This is a genomic window from Flavobacteriales bacterium, from assembly GCA_016699575.1.
In the GTDB taxonomy this organism is placed as follows: Bacteria; Bacteroidota; Bacteroidia; order Flavobacteriales_F; family PHOS-HE28; genus PHOS-HE28.
On the sequence record CP064979.1, the window covers coordinates 1,344,252 to 1,363,211 of the forward strand.

Sequence of the window (18,960 nt, forward strand, 5' to 3'; positions counted from 1 at the left end):
TCGAGCCCTGCGGCTTCAAGCGATCAGTTCGTGCGTGCCTTACTTCACCGCGACTTGCGCCGCACCCTTCAACCGCCAGGCTTGCAATGGCCCGTTGTTATTGGCAACCACCAACAGGGGTTGCTTGCTTGCACCTAGTCGCACCTGCACCACACCGCGCGCGTTCTCCCATGCGAAGAGACCGCTTTGTACTGGTGTCATCGGCTTGAAATGGCCTGTGCCATCGCCCAGTAGCACGCAGCCCGTGCTGCCGTCGTAGCGGACGGTTTCCACCTCAGCTCCCCAATTGTTGCCCACGGCCACGATGTCCATGTTGCCATCGCCGTTCACATCGAGCACCGCACTGCCGTTGATGGGCCCGGCCTGCGCCATGCCCGGTAGATCGCGCAGTTCCCAACGACCGCCTCCCAGATTGATGACGACGGCGCTGCGCATGTGCTTTGCCTGCAGGTGCAAGGCCTGGCCCAGCTTCTCTTCGCCATAGATCTGTCCCAAGCTGGCGTTGGCAAAGGCATCATAGGTCTCGAACTTGTTCAGGATCATGGGGCACTGCTCGCTGCTGCATTCACGGCCGCGCACCGGCACGCTCTTGCCTTTGTAGTCCTTGGCCAGCACGATATCGGCGTGCCCATTGCCGTCGAAGTCGTTCCAATAGACATCGAGCGGGTGCTCCGGTGTGGCGTGGAACTTCGAGTTCCAGCCGATGTTGCCGCACACCATGTCGCGGTCGCCATCACCATCAAGGTCGGCCAAGGTGAGGCTGCTCCACCAGCCCTCGGTGTTCGCAAGACCGCTCTTGCCATTGGCCAGTGTGAAACGCCCGCCATCGTTCTCGAAGAAACTTATCGGCATCCATTCGCCCAAGCAAATGAGGTCAGGGTCGCCATCGCCATCGTAATCATCGAACGCGGCGCCGCTCACCATTCCCATGCGCACCATGCCCGGTGCATTGCTTTCGGTAACGTCCACGAAGGTGCCTCCACCATCGTTCAAGAGGAGGTAGCTCGGCGGTGTGTTGGGATATTGACCCGGGATGTTCCTGCCCCCAACGAACAGGTCGAGGTCCTTGTCGCCGTCGATGTCGGCCGTGCAGATCGGCATGGCGCTGGTCTGCATACCGGGCAGTGATGTCGGGTCGTAATGGAAGGAACCCTTACCGTTGTTCCGATAGAGCCGGTTGGTGTAGTTCTGTGGGGGCTGATCCACCTCGTTGCTCCCGCTTGTCACCAACAGGTCCAAGTCGTTATCCCCGTCCGCGTCGAAAAAGAGCGCCCCCACATCCTCCGCCGCAGCAGCATCGGCCCATGGGGAGCCGGGTCCTTTGGTGAAGGTGCCGTTGGTGTTCTGGAAGAACAAGGCCCCGCTCTGGTTACGTGCGCCGCCAACGTACAGGTCGTCGAGGCCATCACCATTGGCATCGCCCACGGCCAGTCCGGGACCCAGTTCGCTCTGTTTGTGGGGCAACAAGCGTTCTCGTGAGAAATCGTCGTACTCGTTCTCCTGATGGTTGAACGACAAGCCGCTCGGCAAACCAGCCACCAACATTGCGTTCGACTTGGCGCGTGCTGCAGCTGGCTTGGCTGTTGAGCGCTCCACGGTGAGCAATTGATCCGCCTTCACGCCGTTCAGGACGCTCTCCATGCCGTCGGGCCAACGCACATGGACCTGGTCCACGGTGGTGGCATTGCCCAGGCCGAAATGAAGGACACGGTCCACACCGCCTTGGTAGCCGCGCGTTGGCATCAATTCCTGGAACTGTTGGCCTTGCGGCGTGGTGAGCGTGACTTTCGCCAGATAGGCCTTACCTCCATCGCCTTCCAGCTTCACGCGAAGCCAATGGCCCTTGCCCTGCTGAACAGCCGTGTTCTCGTACAGTTCAGCAGTTGCGTCAATGTTGTTGATGAGCAGATCGAGGTCGCCGTCATTGTCCAGGTCGGCGTACGCAGCGCCATTGCTATTGGCCGCATCGGTGAACCCCCATTCCTCGCTCATGTTCTCGAATCCGAGGCTTGGCATTCCGCTTTCGTCCGCGCCTTTGTTCCGGTAGGCATAGTCGCGGATGCGGTTGGTGGGGACAAGCTGCATGAGCTGTTGAAGGCTCACCTGCTTTTGCCCTTTCAGCTTGTCGCTGGCCATCTCGTAATCACGGTCCCGCATGTCACGCTTGTAGCCATTGGTGATGATCAGGTCCTTCCAGCCATCGTTGTCCAGGTCGCAGAAGAGCGGCGCCCAGCTCCAATCCGTCTTGCTCACTCCGCCCAGTTGCGCCACTTCACTGAAGGTGCCATTGCCGTTGTTGAGCTGCAACGTGTTGAACATGTACTGGTAGTGGTAACCCACCTTCACGGTGCCCCAGAATTTCGAACTGCTCATGCCGGCCATGTTCTTCTTGCTGCGCACATGGTCTTCGCTCACCATGTCCACCACCAGGATGTCCGGGAGCCCGTCATTGTTGTAATCGGCCGCGTCGCACCCCATGCCGAAATTGCTGATGTGCCGCGTGGTTTCCTTGATGCGTTCCGCGAACTTGCCGTTGCCTTGGTTGATGTACATATAGTCAGGGGCGATGTAGTCGTTGGCCACGTACACATCGGGCCTGTCGTCACCATTAAGATCGCTTACCACCAAGCCCAATCCGTAGGCCATGTTCTGGATACCGGCCTGTTTGCTGATATCGGTGAACTTGCCACCGTCGTTGCGGTAGAGGCGGTCGGTGGGGGCCTTGCCGCTCGAAATGAGCTGCTCCACTTCCAAAGAATTCAGGGTGCGCTTCGCCTGCAATGGTGTGTTCATCACATAGAGGTCCAGATCGCCATCCCCGTCCATATCGAAAAAGGCGCTCTGGGTGCTCCGGCCGGTGTCGGCTACTCCGAACGCGGCGGCGCTTTCTTCGAAGGCGGGAATGCCACCGGTTTCTGCCCCCTTGTTGATGTAGAGGAGGTTGCTGCGCAAAGCACCATCCTCGTACCAACCACTGCGGCAGACATAGATATCGAGCCAACCGTCGTCATTCACGTCGGCCATGGTCACTCCGTTGTGCCAGCCCTGGTGCTTGTTGGTCAGCACTTTATTGGACACATCCTCGAACTTCAACGCCCCCTTGTTGAGATAGATCTTGTCCGCGTTCATGGTCCCCGTGAAGTACACGTCAGTTAGCCCATCGTTGTTCAGGTCGCCGACAGCAACCCCACCACCGTTGTACAAATACTCGTACTTGAAGTAATTGACCTCTGCGGTCTCAACAATGGGATTGCTGAAGGTGATGCCGGAAGCAGACGACGCAACTTTCCTCAACAACGGCGGTCCGTTCTCCTCAGCATCGGACCGGGCGGCAGGAACATCGGGCTTCGTGCCTTCGGTGCATGCACCAAGGAACAGGGCCAAAGCCAAGCCGACGGTTACGGCATTTTTCATGGAACAGGGGGTGGGTTAGGATCATCGTCGCCATGCCACGTTGTTCAGGAAGTACGTTCCCTCGTACTTCAACAGCACAAGGGTGGCATGGCGCTCTCTGGCAGGGTCTCCAGGAGCAAGGGTCAGGGGCATTCGTGCAGTGTCGCCATTCAGAACAGTGGCGCTATCGATGCGGGCGCTACCGAACCAAATGCGGAACTTGTCTATCTGGTCCATGTCCTCGGTGCTGATGGCGCACATCAGTTTGGCTGGTGAGCCTTGCGTGGCTTCCGGGTGGCAGAACGACCTCAAGCTGTCCAGCGCGTCCGTGGCGATAATGTCTTTGATGGAAGCCAGCACACCCTCCGGAGTGGCACGATCGATCACCGGAGCACGGCCCTTGGCAGAGCGTGGCACCACCACCGCATCAGCGCTGGCCGGGGGTGCAGGCATCCGATCATCTTTCGGGCCGCTGGCGGGTTCACCCGGTGAGCACCCGGCGAACAACATGGCCAACATGGAAAGGAGGTATGCCGAGCAAATCTGAACTGAGGGGCCGGAACGGTTCATCACGCAACGGAACGAAAGTAAACGCTGGAGTGCAGCGCGCAAGAGCAAGGTGGTCATCGTTGGATCTCCCCCCAAAGCCGGATGGCGTCCTCGTGGTTCACGCTGATGCGGGGAATGTCGTCGTACAGGGTCACCACCCCCGTGACGCAAATGACCTTGTTCACCAGCCATGTTTCGGGGTTGTAGCTGAAGTTGGGCCCGTTCACGTCCCACACGGTGGCGTAGAAGTCTTGGTTGGGGTGCACGCGGTCCAGATTGAGGTAAACGGCGTTGGCCTTCTGCGTTCGGCGTGTGCTCACCACGGTACCGCAGATGGTGGCTTCCTTGCCCACTTGGTACTTGGCCTGTATGGTGTTGTAGAGCCCCTTGGGCAAGGGTGCTTGCAAGGGCTTCACCTCGCCCTGGTTGGGGTCGCCCGCGCCGTACCACGGCTTTACATCGGTCATTGCTTCGATCCGTGCTTCAGTAGCCTCGTCCAACGCAGGGAAGAAATCCAGTCCGGTAAGGCGCTCAACGCTGTCCACGCTGACGGCGTAACTGATGGGCGGTCCATCGTTGAAACCGTTCTTCATCACGAACGCGATGGCCTTTGGGTCCTCGCCATCGAGGTCGGCCACCACTTTCCAGTAGAGTTCGGGTATGCTCACCTCGTTCTTGTGACCGGGGTTGGCCATCTTCGGAAGGCCCTCGCGCAGCACGGGACCCGTGAGCACGAAGGCGCGCTCATTGGCGTAGTGCACGTAACGACGGATCCAATCTTCCAGATCAGCCCAGGTTCCGCGGTTCAGTTCGGGCTTTTGCGGAGCCACATTGCTGTACAGGTAGGTGGCGGCCATGGCGTCGTGGCTCCAGCGCATGTCGGCACTGGCCACCATGTGCCCGCGGTCGAAACCGCTGTTCCAGTAATCCTCCACCGTGCTGCTGCCCGTGGCGATGAGCGTATCCATGAGGAAGGTATCGATGCGCGCGAGGTTTCCCTGCACCACATCGGTGGCCACGATGTGCGCCGTCCACTTGGGCAGTTCGTGCGGTTCGCTGTACACGAGCGCATGCGCAGGGTGCACGATCAACTTGTCGTCGGGGTCCAACGCGGGAAGGCCCCAGCGCTGGATATCAGCGCGCAGCACCGCCAGTTTGGCCTTCTCGAGCTTCATCTGAAGTTCTGTGCGCTGCTGGTCCACCAGTTTCCACTGTTGCTCCAAAGCGCGCAGTTCAGTGGCCGGATCCTGTGCCATGCCGACCAACTGGCAACCAACAACAAGCAACCAACAAGCAAGACCTCGCTTCATGGGAGCAATTTACCGGAGTAGTGCGTGCAGCTCATCAAGCGCCTGTTGAAGCAGATCACCCTGGCTAGCAACCGCTCGGCTGCCCGATGCCCTCTCCAGAACACTGGCCGACAAGTCAAGATGCCCTTGTTGCTGCACCACGAAGCGGCCCGTTCGCGTGTGCAGGCGGCCCAAGTACTCCTGTTCCTCCTGGCCAGGTGTCGGCACGACGATGGCGCTGCGGCCCAGTGCGGCCAGGTCCATCAATGTGGTGTAGCCACTGCGCGAAACGATCGCCCGTGCACCAGTAAGCAGTCCTTGCAAAGTGTCCGCATCGGCGTGTGCCATTACCCGCACGTTCCCGATGTGCTCCTCCCCTGCTTCCTGCGCCATGTGCGGCAGACCGCGTACGAGCACATGCTTGCCCGGGAGTACCCTGAGCACACTGATGAGCTCCCGCTCGAACAGGGTGCGCTGCGGTTCGGGGCCACTGATCACCGCCACCACATCATGCGCCGCACAGCTAACGGGGCGCAAGCGGCTCAGCGCACCGACATAGCGCGCGTTCACAGGCATCGCTGACCGTGCATCGGCTACGTGAGACAACTCACCCGCGAGGCCGGGGGCTTGGGGCTCATCCATCACCCAGCAACAATGGAAACGTTCGATGTGGCGCAGGTTCACCTTGCGCAACGCACCTTGGGCAACCGGTGTGAACGGGAACACTTGGTGCGTGATGAGCACGCTCGGCAGGTCCGCGGCACGCACACCGAACCGCTGATCGCTGATGACGGCATCGATGCGCAGCGACCCGCGCAAGCGCTCGAACGCACGCTGCTCGGCCTGCACCTGGCGCACCATGGCGGGGAACTGCAACGCCATGCGCACCAACTGCGAACCGCTCTTGCTGTAGCGGATGGTGATGCCAGGCAAACGCACATGCTCCAGCTCCGGGAACTCGGTCCTGAGCAAGGCCAGCGGTCCGTTGTCCGCTGCAATGACGGGCACAGCGCCGCGATGCAGCAATGCGCTCACCACCGGCACGCAGCGCGCCGCATGGCCCAAGCCCCAATCCAACGGGGCCACAAGGATGCGAGCGCCCTTCATGGAGCGAAGATGATCACGCGGTGACCGACCCGGTGAGGAAGCGCTTGCTGAGGCCCCGCAGCGGAATGCGCGACGCGACGCCCCCGATGACCAACATGGTGCCAGTGATGAGCAGCACGTCCGGCCAATGCACGCTCACCGGATAGAACTCCACCACACTGTCCTGCATGGCCAATAGACCGAAGCGCTGTTGCAACCAGCATACGAGCAGGCCCAGCAACAGCCCTGAAAGCGTGCCCACCACCGTGATGAGCAACCCTTCGATGAAGAAGACGCCACGCACCGTGGTGGGTTCAGCGCCCATGCTGGCCAGCGTGCGCATATCCTTCTGCTTCTCGATCATCAGCATGGTGATGCTAGCGATGAGGTTGAACGCACCGATGAGCGCGATGAAGCAGAGCACGACGAACGTGACCCACTTCTCGGTTTCGTTGGTGCGGTACATCAACTCGTTCTTCTGGTAGCGCGTCTTCACGGTGAAACCATCCCCGACATGCGCGCGCACCTGGGCCGCGACCGTTCCCGCATCGGCGCCTTCGCGCAACTTCATCTCGAACGCGCTCACCTCACCCCCGTAGTGCAACAGACTGTCGGCGAGGTCGATGGGGGCCACGGCATACTTGGTATCGAAACTGATGTTGATGGTGAACGCGCCGCCCATGGCCACACTGCGGTTCTCGAATGCGCCCTGCTTGTACTTGCTCAGCTTGCGGCCACGCACCGGCGCGCTGATCTCCAGGGGCCGGAACACACCGTCCTTCAGCGGCACATCAAGGTCGCTGCGCAGGCCGATGCCCAACAGCGCATACGCACCATCGGGACCGTGCAGCGCGGTGTCACCGGCGTACACGTATTCCGCCATGTTGCTCATAGCGAGGTACTGCGGTTCAACACCCTTCAGGGTGGCCACGGCCTGCTTCTCCCCGCAGCGCAGCAGCACGTTCTCTTCGATGGTCCAGCTGGCGGCTTGCACCTCGGGCAGCGCGCGCAACGCCGCAGCATCCAGGCTGTCCCTTGCGAAGGTCTTGCCGCTGGTCGGCGTTACGGTAATGTCCTGGTCGAACGGGCTGTAGATGGTGTCCACCAGTTCCGCGATCCCGTTCGTTGCGCTCAGCACCACCACCATGGCGGCGGTCACCACGGCGAGCACCAGCACGCTGATGGCCGTGATGATGTTGATGGCGTTGTGGCTCTTCTTCGCGAAGAGGTAGCGGCGGGCGAAGAGGAGGGAGAGGTTCATGTGATCATGTGGCCAGCGCGCGGGTCTCCGCGCTGCATGTGTCCATGTGCTCATGTGGTCCTCTCGCTGACCCACGCCGCATGTGCCCATGAAAAGCCTGCCAAGTGTAACGCTCTGCCGGATCGCACCCAATGGTCACATGAACACATGGGCACATGAACCCATGGCCACATGAACCCATGGTCTCATGATCTACTTCCAAGCCTTCACGATCAACCCTGTTCCCGTCGCGTGCTTCATCGACACGTCGGACCAATTGAGCACATACGCAATGGGGTACGCGATGAGGTAGTAGAACGGCAGGATGATGAAGAACAGCTTGCTCGTGTTGAGCATCATCAGCGGCCACTTCATGCTGAGGCGCCAGCTGATCTTGCCCGGCGTGCCATAGCTGTACCGCGCTTCCACCCTGCTGAAGCCGTTGCGCAAGCACTTCGCGCGGATGTCGTCGATGTTGTAGCCGTCGCGCACGTGCTCTTCGATGAAGGAGCCCTCGCCCTCGTCGTGCACGTCGCTGCCGCCCTGGTCGCTAGGGGTGCTGATGATGAGCATGCCGCCCGGCTTGAGCGAAGTGTTGTAGCACGTCAATGCCGCTTCGTCTTCCAGGATGTGCTCCATCACGTCGATGCATACCACAAGATCGTAGGCGTTCGGCATGCGGTACTTCGTCACGTCGCCCACGGCGAACTTCACACGCTGCCGACCGATGGCGTTGAAGAACGCGTTACAGTCCTCCACCTGCTCTTCCTTTACATCCAAGGCAAGCACATTGGCTTTGGGCAAGCGCGAGGTGAGCCAATAGCTGTACTGGCCGTACCCGGCACCAGCGTCGTAGATGTTGATGTCAGCGGAGCGCAGACCGCGCATCCACACCTTCAACTCCTTGTGCACATGCCAGGCGCGGAGCAGCAACAGGTCCAGCAGACCGTAGAACACTTTGCGCAGGAACGGCGAACGGTTGAAGACGTTGCCGAGACTGCGTTTGACGGGATCGTACTGCATTGTTCAACTTCAAGTGTCAGGGCTCAAGTAGCAAGTGTCAAGTGTCAAGAGCGTCGACGCGATGAACTGCCGCTCTCCGAATTTGGACCTTGTCACTTGACACTTGGACTTTGTCACTTGCCCAACCTTTCATTTTCCTCTCAACAGCTTGTCGATCTCCTCCGTCCTGTCCAGCGAATCATCGAGGTAGAAGATCAGCTCCGGCACCACGCGCATCTGCTTGCCGATGCGGTGGCCGAGCTTGCCGCGCAGCTGGTGCGCATGCTCCTTGATGTTCTCCAGTGCTTGCGGGCGGTCCTTGGGCGGGAAGAGGCTTACGTACACCTTGGCCACGCCCAGATCGGGGCTTACACGCACGGTGGTAACGGTGATGAGGCCGCCGGGGAAGAGCGTGCGGTTCTCCTGTTGGAGCACCTCGGCCATCTCCCGTTGCATCAGGCTGTTCACCTTGTTCTGTCGCAGGCTGTCCATGTCGCGTTCGCCGAAGCTGGAAGCGCAGGCGAAGGGGCCGCGAATGTAGCCCCGGCTCGTTGGCCGGGGTGACAGTGCGCTGGGGCTACTTTCGCCGACCGCCCCGCCATGCGCAACTTCCTACGGCTCCTCCGCTTCGGCAGGCCCTATCGTCACTACGCCGCCCTCAACGCGGTCTTCAACCTGCTCGGCACGCTGTTCCATCTGGCGTCGCTGCTGCTGTTCATCCCCTTCCTGCGCCTTCTGTTGGGACAAGTCGAAGCGGTGCATGTGCGCCCCACCGATCCGTGGACGCGCGAAGGACTGGAGGGCACCTTCAACTGGGGCCTCACGCAGCTCATCGATGCCCGCGGACCCATGGGCGCGCTGCTCGTCATCAGTATCGCCGTGGTGGTGCTCTTCCTGTGCAAGAACGTCTTCCGCTACCTGGCGCTCGTGGCCATCTGCAACTTCCGCAACCGCATCATCAAGGACATCCGCGCCCGCATCTACGACAAGCTGCTGGAGCTGCCCCTGCGCTACCACACCAACGAACGCAAGGGCGATCTGCTCTCGCTCATCACCAACGACATGCAAGTGGTGGAGTACAGCGTGATGTACTACATCGAAATGATCTTCCGCGAGCCCATCGCAGTCATCCTCTTCCTGGCCACCATGCTCACGCTCTCGCCGCAGCTCACGCTCATCTCGTTACTGCTGCTGCCCATCAGCGGGTTGCTCATCGCGCGCATCAGCAAGAGCCTCAAGCGCAAGAGCGCGCGCGTGCAGGAGAAGAGCGCCGACCTTCTGGCCCGCGTGGAGGAAACGCTCTCCGGCATCCGCGTCATAAAGGCGTTCAACGGCGAGGCCGATATGCGACGCCGGTTCGAACGTGAGAACGAACTGCTCACACGCGGCAGCATCGCCATGCTCAACCGGCAGGACATTGCGAGCCCGCTGAGCGAAACGATGGGCGCCGCGGTGATGGCGGCCATCGCGTACATCGGTGGTTCGTTCGTGCTGGGCGAAACACCGTCGCTCACCGGCGACAGCTTCCTCGGCTTCATCATCATCTTCTCGCAATTGCTCGCACCCATCAAGGGCTTCTCGCAGGGCTGGAGCGGCATCACGCGTGGAGGCGCCAGCGGCCAGCGCATCTTCGACCTGCTGGCCGTGGAGAACACCGTGAAGGAGAAGGCCGATGCGCAGCCCATCACCGCCTTCAACGACCGCATCGAGTACCACAACGTCACCTTCGCTTACGAGAGCGCACCGAAGGAAGGACAGCAGCGCCGTGCTCCATCTGCTCCGCTCAGGACAGGTGTTCTGGAGGACATCCACCTCACCATCCCGAAGGGCAAGAGCGTCGCGCTGGTGGGCACCAGCGGCGGCGGCAAAACCACCATGGCCAACCTGCTGCCGCGCTTCTTCGATGTCACCGGCGGTTCATTGCTCATCGATGGCCGCGACATCCGCGATCTGCGCATCACCGACCTGCGCGCCCTCATGGGCATCGTTACGCAGGACAGCATCCTGTTCAATGACACGGTGGCCAACAACATCGCGTTCGGCTCACCGGGCACGAGCCAGGCCGACATTGAACGCGCCGCGCGCATCGCCAACGCGCACGACTTCATCGGCAAGCTGGAGAACGCCTACCAGACCAACATCGGTGACGGCGGCAACCGCCTCAGCGGTGGGCAGAAGCAGCGCGTGAGCATTGCCCGCGCAGTGCTGAAGAACCCGCCCATCCTCATCCTGGACGAGGCCACCAGCGCCTTGGACACCGAGAGCGAGCGGCTGGTGCAGGACGCCCTCATCAAGATGATGGAGGGGCGCACAAGCATCGTCATCGCGCATCGCCTGAGCACCATACAGCACTGTGACGAGATCTGCGTGATGCAGAGCGGCCGCATCATCGAGCGCGGCACCCACGAGCAGTTGTTCGCTGCTGGTGGGCAGTACCGCAAGCTCTGCGACATGCAGGCGTTCGCTTGAGGGGCTATCTCAGAAATTGAACCCGATGCCCAAGTGGATGTTGATGACATCCGTGGTGCTCTCCAACGTGTTGAAGCCCACGGTGCCTTCCGGGCTTACCGTGATGCTTGCGGGGTCCACGTAGGTGAGGCGGCCGCCATCGAGGCGTTGGAAACCGCCTTCGATGTTCACCACGCGGTTCAGTTTCACCATCACGCCCAGGCCCCAGCCGCCGCTGAAGGCCGCGTCGCGGGCGTTGCGTTCGTTGCTCAACGGCTCCAGGTCGTCCACCCGGATCTTGGTGCGTGCGGTGAACGTGCGGAACCCGCCGATAAGGTCGGCGTAGGGGCACACCCTGCCGCGGAACGGCTTCAAGCGCACGAACCCGTGGTAGCTCCACATGTCGGCGTTCACGTCCAGCTCAGCCTCGGTGGCGTCGATGTAATCGAGGTCGATGGGCACGGTGGTCTCGCGGCTGCCCATGCGCTGCCAGGCCAAATCAACACCCCACTCGAAGGGCAGGCGGCGGAAGGGCACGCTGAAGTTGCCGCCAAGGCCGAACATCTCGCGGTCGAACACCCGGTCGAACTCGCCCTCGGGCACACCGATCCGCAGGCCGAAGCTCACCGTGGCCGGGCGCCTGCCGTTGTGGAACTCATCGCGGCGGCCAAAGCCGCTGTTGCGGTCGCCGTTGTTCTGGGCAACCACGGAGGCGGCCATCAGCGAAGCGAACAGGAGGGTGAGCGTTCTCATGGGTCGGCAGGTAGGTGCCGCGCGAAGGCGAACACTGTGCCGATCGTTTCCTTTGGTGCCCATGGGCTTGGAAGGGTTCGACTGGTCGGGCGCAGGATTGCTGGGGTTGTTCCTGGCGAGCTTCCTGGCGGCCACCATCCTGCCCTTCAGCAGCGAGGCCGTGCTTGCGGCGGCGGCCTTCGGGCCGTACGGCTTCTGGACCTTGCTGGCCGTGGCTTCGGCCGGCAACTGGCTGGGCGGCATGAGCACCTATGGCTTGGGTTGGTGGGGCAACGCGGAACGCATCGCGCGATGGTTGCGCACCGATCCCGCCAAGGCAGAACGGTGGCGCGGCCCGGTTTCGCGTTATGGCCTCTGGCTCGCCCTCTTCTGCTGGCTGCCCGTGGTGGGCGATATCATCGCCTTGGCATTGGGCATCTTCAGGGTGAAGCCGGTGCCCGTGGCGGCGCTGATGCTCTTGGGCAAGGCCGCGCGCTACGCCGGGGTGATCTTGGCGATGCGGATGTTCTGACAGGACTGTTAATTCCGTGTGAAGCACACGTCCAGTGCGGCTTCCAGGCTCATTACGACCATTGGCCGCGCACTCCACTTAACGATCCCTTCAACCACCGGTCACGCTGTGGTGGATCGTGAACGGGACGTTTGCGGCCGTGATAGGACAACCCTACCCCATGCGTAACCTTCCCTTCGCTTTCGCTTTGTTCCTGCTCTTCGCCACTAGCGCGTCCGCGCAGAACGGCACCATCAGCGGAACCATCACCGAGCAAGGGGGCAACGGGCTTGTGCCGATGCCCTTTGCCAATGTGTTCGTCGCGGGCACCGCCCTCAACAGCAGCAGCGACATCGATGGCAACTATGCACTGTCCGTGCCCGAAGGAACCTACACCGTGGTCTTCAGCTTCATCGGCTACCAGAGCGACAGCGTAGCGAACGTGCAAGTGACAGCAGGCGCCACCACACGACTGGACCGCACTATGAGCACCGGCGCCAAGGTGATGAAGGAGTTCAAGAAGAAAGGCAAGGTGGACCGTGAGCGCGAGGTGATCCAGATGGCCGAGCGCAAGGAGGCGACAACGATGGTGCAAAACATAGGCGCCGCTGAGATGAAGAAGAAGGGCGCTGGCGACGTGGCCGAGGGCGTGACCAAAATGGTGGGCCTCAGCGTGGTGGGCAACCGCTACGTGGTGGTGCGCGGATTGGGCGACCGCTACAACGCCGCTTACCTCAATGGCATCCCGCTGCCCAGTCCCGATGCCGACAACAAGGTGGCCCCGCTGGACATCTTCCCGACCGATGTGGTGAGCAGCATCGCCGTCACCAAGGGCTTCACACCGGAGCTGTTCGGCGACTTCAGCGGCGGTGTAGTGGACATCCGCACCAAGCGCGCCACGGACAAAGGCACGTTGCGCATCAGCCTCGGCACGTCGATGAACACGCAGAGCACCTTCAAGCCGTTCAGCACCTACAACGGTGGTGGCCGCGACTTCTGGGGCATGGAGGACGGCACGCGCGACCAGCCGGTCGGTCTGCAACGCCCCGGCGCCTTGAGCGGCAACGAGCGCCTGCCCTTCGCCACGAACTGGAATGCCACCTCCACCACCGCAAAGCCCGACATGAACTTCGGTCTTTTCGCTGGCACTGCCATCAAGTTCAGCGAGACCGTGAAGCTGAACCTGCTCGGCACGGCCAACTACCGCAACGAATACCGCTATCGCGATGGTCAGATCCGCATCGCCAACGCATCGAGCGATTTCCTGGTGGACTATGACTTCACCAGCCACCAATACAACACGCAAGGCAGCGCGCTCGCAACGGCAGGTCTTGAGCTGGGCAAGCGCCACAACATCACGCTCACCACGCTCTACGTGAACCTGAGCAGCGATGAGGTGCGCGTGAACGATGGTTACCACTTCGACTACCAGGAGCGCATCCATGCGCGCCGCTTCACCTACCGGCAGAACACCTTGTGGCTCAACCAGGCCAAGGGCGAACACCGCTTCGGCAAGACCGACCGCCTGAAGCTCAACTGGGATGTGGCCTACAGCACCGCCGAAGGCAACGAACCCGATCGCCGCCAGCTCGTGTACCTCTACAATCCCGGCGACGACCGGACGGCGTATACGTTCAACCAGCGCGACCGCATCGAGAACCACCGGTGGTACAGCGGATTGCAGGAGGAGGAATTCGTTGCGCAGGCCGGTGGTGGCTACCGTTTGCTTCAACGCCTCGATGAGAACGATGAAGTGGTGGCCTTGCTCACCGTGCGCGGCGGATGGCAGATGAAGCGCAAGGACCGCACCTTCGGTTTTGACATCTACGCCTATGACCTCAACGGCATGCAAGCCGCCTACCCGCAAGGCGTGGATGCGGACCGGCCCGACCTCTACCTCGACCAGTCGAACTACGAGGCGGGCAACTTCTCGCTCGACGACGTGACCGGTCCGGAAGCCGACCACACCATCAAACAGGATGTGGACGCGTACTGGGGCTTGCTCGAAGCGGACATCATCCCGGGAAAGTTGAAACTGATGGGCGGCGCGCGCTACGAGAGCGGCGACCAGATGATCCGCTACCGCAAGCAGAGCGATTCGTTCTACCAGCCGCTGCGCACTTCGCGCATCCTCAGCGACGACCTGCTGCCGTACGGCGCCGTGAAGTTCGACGTGAGCAAGAAGGACATCGTGCGCGCCACGGTGAGCAAGACCATCAGTCGTCCGGGCTTCCGTGAGATGGCGCCGTTCGAGTACACCGAGGTCTTCGCCGGCACCAAGAACGTGGGCAACCCCGACCTGGTGAACGGCACCAACCTGAACGCCGATGTGCGCTACGAGCGTTTCGCCAACCCGGGCGAGCTCTTCGCCGTGGGCGTGTTCGGCAAGCAGCTGAACGACCCGATCGAGAAAGTGGCGTTGGCCACCGCCAGCGGCCAGCTGATGAGCTTCCGCAATACGGGCACGGCCACGGTGGCGGGCATCGAAGTGGAAGTGGTGAAGAACGTGGGCAGCATCCTCGGTGCCGATAGCAGCGTTTGGAACGACGTGAGCATCGGCGTGAACGGCACGGTGATGATGAGCGAGGTGGACCTGAGCGGCTTGAACAACAACAACGAACAAGCGGACGTGGTGCTCACCAACGAGCGTCGTCCGCTGCAAGGTGCATCGCCGTGGTTGCTCAATGCCGACATCGGTTACACGCGCAAACTGGGCCGCAAGACGAAGGGCACGGCCACGCTGGCCTACAACATCTTCGGTCGCCGCGTGTTCGCAGCGGGCGCCAACGGCCTGGGCGACCAGTACGAACTCCCGGTGGGCACACTGCACCTGATCTTCCGCGCGGATGTGGGCGATCGCTGGCAGGCGAACCTCGGCTTCCGCAACCTGCTCAACCCCGCCTACCGCGTGGAGCAGGAAACCCCCGCAGGCGATGTGGTGCTCAGCACCTACCGCACCGGCACCGGCATCTCGTTCGGGCTTACGTACCGTTTGTTCTGAGCATCGCACTGCACAGGCGCGCCACATGTTGCGGCAGTGTTACCAAGTGCACTGCTGAGCGGCTGCATCATTAAGACATGCTTCACGCAGTGCGCACATCATCGTAATGGGCGGCCATGACTTTTGCCGCCAACAGAAACAACGACAGATGTCAACGAAGAACCTCTTCAACGGCCGCCTCGCGATGATGGGCATCGCAGGCCTGATGGCAGCAGCATCCCTCACCTCGTGCAGCAAGAAGGAAGGCTGCACCGACCCCGCTTCGATCAACTACGACGCCGATGCGGAGGAGGACGACGGCTCGTGCCAGTACGCCAACACAGGCGACCCCACGCAGATCATCAACGGCACCACGTACCATGTGCTGTCGGGGAACATCGGCAGCAGCCGTACCCTCACCAACGACAAGCTGTGGCTCATGAGCGGCGGCGTGTTCGTGAGCAGCGGTTCCACGCTCACCATCCAAGAGGGCACGTTGATCTACGCGGCCGACGACAACACCACGCCTTTTCTGAGCATCCAACGCGGTGGTCGCATCAATGCGATCGGCACGGCAGCGCAGCCCATCGTGTTCAGCACCATCAAGAAGGTAACGGGCACGCCCGCTGCCGGCGACTGGGGCGGTATCGTCCTGAACGGCTATGGTCTGGTGAACATCTGCGGTACACCGGGCTGCACCGCGGAAGGTGAAGGCGGCAGCGGCACCTACGGCGGTAGCGATGACAGCGACAACAGCGGCACGATGAAGTACGTGCGTGTGGAGTACGCCGGCAAGATCCTCGGCACTGACAACGAGCTGAACGGCTTCTCTTTCAACGGCGTGGGCAGCGGCACGGTGCTCGAGCACCTGCAGGCCTACAAGGGCAGCGATGACGGTTTCGAGTTCTTCGGTGGCGCCGCCAACCTAAAGTGGGCCCTGAGCACCGGCAACAGCGACGACAGCTTCGACTGGAGCCACGGCTGGCGCGGCAAAGGCCAATTCTGGGTAGTACAGCAAAGCTCCGCCAGTGGCGATCGCGGCATCGAAGCGGACAACTGGGAGACCGACTACACCGTCACGCCGTTCAGCTCTCCGATGATCAGCAACTTCACTTTGGTGGGTGCTGTTGATGGCAGTGCGAACGATGGCATCCGCCTGCGCCACGGCACCAAGGGCAAGTTGTGGAACGGACTTGTCACGGGCTTCGAGAACGGCATCAAAGTGGGCACCGAGTGCGATCCTCACGTGGCCGCCGCGGAACTCTTCGTGCGCAACAGCGTGGTGTTCGGCAACAACGCCGCCAACTACAGCAACTGCGGCGCCTTCGATCCCGCCAACGAAGCCAGCAACAGCAGCGGCGACCCCGGCGTGCTGAGCGGCTACGTGGGCACGCAGAGCACGGGCGCAGCAGATCCCAGCCTCATCGACGGTTGGTTCACCAGCGTGAGCTTCAAAGGTGCCGTTGAGAGCGGCAACGACTGGACCACCGGCTGGACCGTGGCCCTCTGATCACAACTTGGTTTGACCGGAAGGGGCTGCTTCGGCGGCCCTTTCTGTTTTGTCCTGGAGCTTAACCGTGAATGGACGGGGGTGAACGGAAATGCGACGCGTGCTTTTGCGGCCCTGTGAGTTCATTCACGTCCATTCCCGCCCGTTCATGGATGGGGGCTCTCCACGGCTCAGCGCATCCAAGAGTTCGATCAAGCTAGCGGTCAGCCCTCAACCACACATGGCGCCATTCAAGTCGTGGGCGCTTGAAGTTGATGATGAGCCCGATCTCCAGCCCAGTGCATCGCAAATAGTTCAGCATCTGTCCGATCTCATGATCTCCGATGGCGTCGATGGTCTTGGTATCGATCACAACCGTGTTCAAGGCGATCAGATCGGGTATGAACTCTCCAACCTGAATGCTCCTGTACAGAACGGGGAAGCGCGGCTGCTGTTGGAACGCAATGCCTTCTTTCTTCATTTCCACACAGAGTGCGTTCTCATAGATCTTCTCGTTGAAGCCATGACCCAGGGTGTTCAGCACCCGCATGGCGCAACCGACGATAGGTCGGGTGATCTCTTGGTCGTCCGCGTTCAGGTTGCTCATTGCCTTTTCCACTGCGAAGCCAATGTATGTCCCCGCACCAGTGCCCTCAGCACGAGTTCAGGCCGTTCCTATGAGAGCCCAGGCAGCGGCTCATGATCCGGAGTTGACGGGAATGCGTCATGTGCTTCTGCCATCCTGTGGGTTCATTCACGTCCACCTCCGTTCATTCACGGTTGGGTTTGCATGCCCTGCACTTCCAAGAGGGCGCCAGTGTGTACCTATTACCGCAAACGGACGGGAATGGACGGAAATGCATCGTGCGCTTCTGCAGTCCTGCGGGTTCATTCACGTCCATCCCCGTTCATTCACGGTCGCGTCTTCACACTGCATCCTCGGCAACATATCAACCCCGATCCAGCACGGCTGTGCTAAGTTCACGCCCCATCCCAGCAGCATGAAACAACTTGCCACTTGCCTTGCGATCCTCTCAACCTCGTTCGCTTTCGCCCAACCCCAGATCCTGAACAGCGGTTTCGAGACGTGGCAGAACGTGGGCACGGGCACGGAGGAGCCCGAAGAGTGGAGCTCGATCAAGACGAGCGACGGAGGGAACTTCATCAACAACTTCGCTCCACAGGTCTGTTTCCAGAGCGGCGATGCGCATACCGGTTCGTATTCCGTGAACGTGCGCACGGTGCAGTCGCCCATCGGCGCTGCCAACGGCATTGTCACCTGCGGCCGCGTACATGCCGAGCTGAACCCTGCCAACGGAAGGGTCTTCACCGAAGCAAGCGATGCACAATGGTACCAAGTGATGACCAGTAGACCGGACAGCTTGGTGGGCTGGTACAAGACCACCGTGATGACCGGCGACTACCCGACCGTGGATGCCATCGTGCACACCGGCACGGGTAGTATGCCGGAGAACGGCACATTGGGCAATTGGGTCGGTCAGGCGGGATGGGACGGTGCTTCCGCAACAGTGGGCACATGGACCCGCTTTTCGGTACCGTTCAACTACCTGAACGGGAACACACCAGCCTATGTGCTGATGGTGATGACGAGCGGAGACAGCCTGATCAGCCAAGTGGGCACGCAGAGCTGGTATGATGACATGGCGCTCATCTACAATGTGACGCCCGCTCCGAGCGACAACATCGCGTTCGTCACTGCTGTGCTCGGGTTCCCGATGAGCGTTGACTTCAGTTCGGGCGGTGTGCCCGATGCGGCAACGGACTTCGTTGCGGAACTGAGCGATGCGAACGGCGACTTCAGCAATCCCATCATCATCGGCACGCTGAACACCGCGTCGAATTCCGGCACCATTGTTTGCGAAGTGCCCGCTGGTACGCCGTCAGGCACGGGCTACCTCATCCGGGTCACCAATGCGTCGCCATTCTACGCTCCCCTTACGGCAGGGATCACCGTTGATCTGAGCACTGCCGTCGCGGATAACACCGTGCGTGGATCGCGCGTTTGGTCAACTGCTCACCATTTGATGCTTGACCTATCCGGCATGTCAACCGGCACTGTGCAGTGCGAGGTGTTCGATGCGCGCGGCGCCAGGGTGGCCACTGCAAACCCGGTGGGTGGAACCACCAACGAGCTTTCAATCCCGAACGCGTCCGGGCTTCACGTGGTGAGGCTCACATCGGGCAGCACTGCCGAGGTGCACCGGGTGGTGCTGCGCTAGG

14 protein-coding genes are annotated in these 18,960 nt (G+C 61.3%); 5 read left to right on the forward strand and 9 right to left on the reverse strand.

The features are described from left to right. Positions 1-39 precede the first annotated feature (39 nt). From IPJ76_05555 to rbfA, 7 genes are all read right to left on the reverse strand, one after another. On the reverse strand, positions 40-3,414 hold the full coding sequence (locus IPJ76_05555) for a VCBS repeat-containing protein (GenBank protein QQR87693.1): 3,375 nt from the start codon (positions 3,412-3,414) through the stop codon (positions 40-42). A gap of 21 nt (positions 3,415-3,435) precedes the next feature. Next, a complete protein-coding gene (locus IPJ76_05560; GenBank protein QQR87694.1) occupies positions 3,436-3,846 on the reverse strand; it encodes a hypothetical protein in 411 nt (136 codons plus the stop codon). Positions 3,847-4,016: 170 nt separating this feature from the next. After that, positions 4,017-5,252, reverse strand: a complete 1,236-nt coding sequence (locus IPJ76_05565) for a DNA/RNA non-specific endonuclease (GenBank protein QQR87695.1) — start codon at positions 5,250-5,252, stop codon at positions 4,017-4,019. Positions 5,253-5,261: 9 nt separating this feature from the next. Then, complete coding sequence (locus IPJ76_05570; GenBank protein QQR87696.1) at positions 5,262-6,338, reverse strand: glycosyl transferase family 28; 1,077 nt, start codon at positions 6,336-6,338, stop codon at positions 5,262-5,264. Between the two features lie 13 nt (positions 6,339-6,351). Further along, positions 6,352-7,578, reverse strand: a complete 1,227-nt coding sequence (locus IPJ76_05575; GenBank protein QQR87697.1) for an ABC transporter permease — start codon at positions 7,576-7,578, stop codon at positions 6,352-6,354. 192 nt (positions 7,579-7,770) lie between these two features. Continuing rightward, positions 7,771-8,580, reverse strand: a complete 810-nt coding sequence (locus IPJ76_05580; protein ID QQR87698.1) for a class I SAM-dependent methyltransferase — start codon at positions 8,578-8,580, stop codon at positions 7,771-7,773. 129 nt (positions 8,581-8,709) lie between these two features. Continuing rightward, positions 8,710-9,051, reverse strand: a complete 342-nt coding sequence (rbfA, locus tag IPJ76_05585; protein QQR87699.1) for a 30S ribosome-binding factor RbfA — start codon at positions 9,049-9,051, stop codon at positions 8,710-8,712. A 108-nt stretch (positions 9,052-9,159) separates the two neighbouring features. On the opposite strand from rbfA, the gene IPJ76_05590 reads away from it, so the two are divergent. Continuing rightward, entirely contained in the window at positions 9,160-11,028 is a 1,869-nt protein-coding gene (locus tag IPJ76_05590) for an ABC transporter ATP-binding protein (protein QQR87700.1), read from the forward strand. Between the two features lie 9 nt (positions 11,029-11,037). Here the strand turns inward: IPJ76_05590 and IPJ76_05595 are convergent, their stop codons facing one another. Beyond that, positions 11,038-11,760: a hypothetical protein gene (locus IPJ76_05595; GenBank protein ID QQR87701.1), complete on the reverse strand. Its 723-nt coding sequence runs from the start codon at positions 11,758-11,760 to the stop codon at positions 11,038-11,040. A gap of 61 nt (positions 11,761-11,821) precedes the next feature. Here IPJ76_05595 and IPJ76_05600 point away from each other — a divergent pair, with 61 nt between their 5' ends. The 3 genes from IPJ76_05600 to IPJ76_05610 all read left to right on the forward strand — a co-directional run bounded on the left by IPJ76_05600 (position 11,822) and on the right by IPJ76_05610 (position 16,740). Further along, positions 11,822-12,271: a DedA family protein gene (locus tag IPJ76_05600; GenBank protein QQR87702.1), complete on the forward strand. Its 450-nt coding sequence runs from the start codon at positions 11,822-11,824 to the stop codon at positions 12,269-12,271. 160 nt (positions 12,272-12,431) lie between these two features. Further along, positions 12,432-15,251, forward strand: coding sequence for a TonB-dependent receptor (locus IPJ76_05605; protein ID QQR87703.1), 2,820 nt, complete (start codon positions 12,432-12,434; stop codon positions 15,249-15,251). 148 nt (positions 15,252-15,399) lie between these two features. Further along, a complete protein-coding gene (locus IPJ76_05610; GenBank protein ID QQR87704.1) occupies positions 15,400-16,740 on the forward strand; it encodes a hypothetical protein in 1,341 nt (446 codons plus the stop codon). A 196-nt stretch (positions 16,741-16,936) separates the two neighbouring features. On the opposite strand, the gene IPJ76_05615 is transcribed toward IPJ76_05610, so the two are convergent. Next, on the reverse strand, positions 16,937-17,326 hold the full coding sequence (locus IPJ76_05615; protein ID QQR87705.1) for a GxxExxY protein: 390 nt from the start codon (positions 17,324-17,326) through the stop codon (positions 16,937-16,939). Positions 17,327-17,720: 394 nt separating this feature from the next. Here IPJ76_05615 and IPJ76_05620 point away from each other — a divergent pair, with 394 nt between their 5' ends. Then, positions 17,721-18,959, forward strand: a complete 1,239-nt coding sequence (locus IPJ76_05620; GenBank protein QQR87706.1) for a hypothetical protein — start codon at positions 17,721-17,723, stop codon at positions 18,957-18,959. The last annotated feature ends 1 nt before the right edge of the window (position 18,960 follow it).

Bases quoted from the DNA above. Each gene is read 5' to 3' on its own strand.
- IPJ76_05605 (QQR87703.1), top strand. From the start codon at position 12,432: ATGCGTAACCTTCCCTTCGCTTTCGCTTTGTTCCTGCTCTTCGCCACT.
- rbfA (QQR87699.1), bottom strand. From the start codon at position 9,051: ATGGACAGCCTGCGACAGAACAAGGTGAACAGCCTGATGCAACGGGAG.
- IPJ76_05570 (QQR87696.1), bottom strand. From the start codon at position 6,338: ATGAAGGGCGCTCGCATCCTTGTGGCCCCGTTGGATTGGGGCTTGGGC.
- IPJ76_05580 (QQR87698.1), bottom strand. From the start codon at position 8,580: ATGCAGTACGATCCCGTCAAACGCAGTCTCGGCAACGTCTTCAACCGT.
- IPJ76_05610 (QQR87704.1), top strand. From the start codon at position 15,400: ATGTCAACGAAGAACCTCTTCAACGGCCGCCTCGCGATGATGGGCATC.
- IPJ76_05575 (QQR87697.1), bottom strand. From the start codon at position 7,578: ATGAACCTCTCCCTCCTCTTCGCCCGCCGCTACCTCTTCGCGAAGAAG.
- IPJ76_05560 (QQR87694.1), bottom strand. From the start codon at position 3,846: ATGCCTGCACCCCCGGCCAGCGCTGATGCGGTGGTGGTGCCACGCTCT.
- IPJ76_05615 (QQR87705.1), bottom strand. From the start codon at position 17,326: ATGAGCAACCTGAACGCGGACGACCAAGAGATCACCCGACCTATCGTC.
- IPJ76_05565 (QQR87695.1), bottom strand. From the start codon at position 5,252: ATGAAGCGAGGTCTTGCTTGTTGGTTGCTTGTTGTTGGTTGCCAGTTG.
- IPJ76_05595 (QQR87701.1), bottom strand. From the start codon at position 11,760: ATGAGAACGCTCACCCTCCTGTTCGCTTCGCTGATGGCCGCCTCCGTG.
- IPJ76_05590 (QQR87700.1), top strand. From the start codon at position 9,160: ATGCGCAACTTCCTACGGCTCCTCCGCTTCGGCAGGCCCTATCGTCAC.
- IPJ76_05600 (QQR87702.1), top strand. From the start codon at position 11,822: ATGGGCTTGGAAGGGTTCGACTGGTCGGGCGCAGGATTGCTGGGGTTG.
- IPJ76_05620 (QQR87706.1), top strand. From the start codon at position 17,721: ATGAAACAACTTGCCACTTGCCTTGCGATCCTCTCAACCTCGTTCGCT.
- IPJ76_05555 (QQR87693.1), bottom strand. From the start codon at position 3,414: ATGAAAAATGCCGTAACCGTCGGCTTGGCTTTGGCCCTGTTCCTTGGT.